Source organism: Shewanella sp. SR44-4 (assembly GCF_014163715.1).
In the GTDB taxonomy this organism is placed as follows: domain Bacteria; phylum Pseudomonadota; class Gammaproteobacteria; order Enterobacterales; family Shewanellaceae; genus Shewanella.
This window is the reverse complement of record NZ_JACJDU010000106.1, coordinates 1-1,699: the sequence shown is the minus strand read 5'-3', so window position 1 is coordinate 1,699 and position 1,699 is coordinate 1. Positions and strand designations below refer to the sequence as shown.

At 39.8% G+C, this 1,699-nt stretch carries 1 rRNA gene; it reads left to right on the top strand.

The features are described 5' to 3' along the window. Positions 1-113, top strand: a 5S ribosomal RNA gene (rrf, locus tag H5125_RS21565); the annotation flags it as partial. Positions 114-1,699: the final 1,586 nt, after the last annotated feature.

Below are 1,699 nucleotides of genomic sequence, written 5' to 3'. Positions count from 1 at the left end.
GGAAACCATAGAGCTGTGGCACCACCTGATCCCATTCCGAACTCAGAAGTGAAACACAGTATCGCCGATGGTAGTTTGGGGTCTCCCCATGCGAGAGTAGGTCATTTCCAGGCGCCTAATTGACTTGAGAAAGTCGCGAAACAGCCCACTATTATATAGCGGGTTTTTTTTCGTCTGCAATTTATAGTGTAGAGTTTGTTCTTGGCCAAAACATGACAGCAGCTTGTCGAATATGCCCATGTGTGAGTAGGTCATTTCCAGGCGCCTAATTGACTTGAGAGAGTCGCGAAACAGCCCGCTATGATATAGCGGGCTTTTTTGTGTCCAAAATTTGTATCGTGCCGGGAGTTAATTCATCAATCTAGTTCACTCCTTAAAACATCAACACTGCAGGCCTTTGAGTTTGTGCATATACGTCGTTTACAGATTCATTAAGCTACAATAGTAGTCATACTTAGGTATCCATTTGTTTTCAAGCTTCCCCAAAATGGTTCCATTGCTGCATGTTGCCAGCAGTTATGTCTTCGGCTGATATTCTGTCCTATTTGATACTTTCATGGCTTTCATATTGGCTCAAATCAAATAGGGTTTTTGTCTTTCACAACAGGCGACTTACCAATGTCTCACATATAAATTTATTACCACAGCCAAACAGGTCCATTTTGTTCTAGGCCAGATATACGTTATAAAATCAAACCTGGTTTATCGCGCCAACATTACACTGTTGTTGTAACAAACTAGGCGTAACTGTAGGTTCATCATTGGCTATCTTGTAGTGATGTTTTCTCTATTGATTAGTTGGTTACCTCTTAATCATTATCGAGCTCCCTTTCTAAAGAACAATAAACGTGAATATTCTCATTGATAATACTGTCTAACTTTCATCCATCAATATCGGCAGATGCAGTTATTAGGTCCTAAGGTGTCACTTGCCGTTTATTGTTGTCATGACGCAACTCTCTAGGGTTTATGTTGAATTGATAACACCAAGGTGTGTCAGTACTCATTATTATTACCTTGATAATATGATTGGCCAAACATGATTTATCTACTTTTGGGCAGCATAGAGCACAAATGCAAAGCTCATTATCAAAATCGATAATATGCTTGCCCATCTGACCAGGGGTAAAATATGAATTTAGTTATCCATGATTGTGGGTAAGTCTGTGGGTAAGGTGTGCCTAAGGTGGTGTTAAGTTAAGTATAAAAATTAATTGATAAATATGATCAAAAAGGCCTTGCGCAAAACCGTGTGGTGCCTATAATGCGCATCCACTGACACGGCAGACAGCGCAAGCGGTTACTGAGTCAGGTTGAATGAAGTGCTTCAAAACACAGAGTTCAAGGCGAAAAGAAAGTTTGAAAAAACACTTGACGCCAACCCGGGAAAGCGTATAATACGCACCCCAAGCCAACGACCTAGCGTCAACGGCCGCTGAATGAAAAATCGAAAGATGTTCATGTTAGCAACGTTCTTTAACAATCTAAACAAGAAATCTGTGTGGACATTCACAGGTATTGAGTTATTCGAAATTGTCTTCTGTTCTTCGGAATGTTGGCAATCAAAAAATTTAAACTCAATGCAACGATGAGTGTTCATAGTAATATGTACAAACATTTAATTGATTCTTCCGAGTCTTTTAAATGAAATCAGAATTCATTGAGCCGAAAGCGTCGTTCTTATTTATAAGAGTGGGGT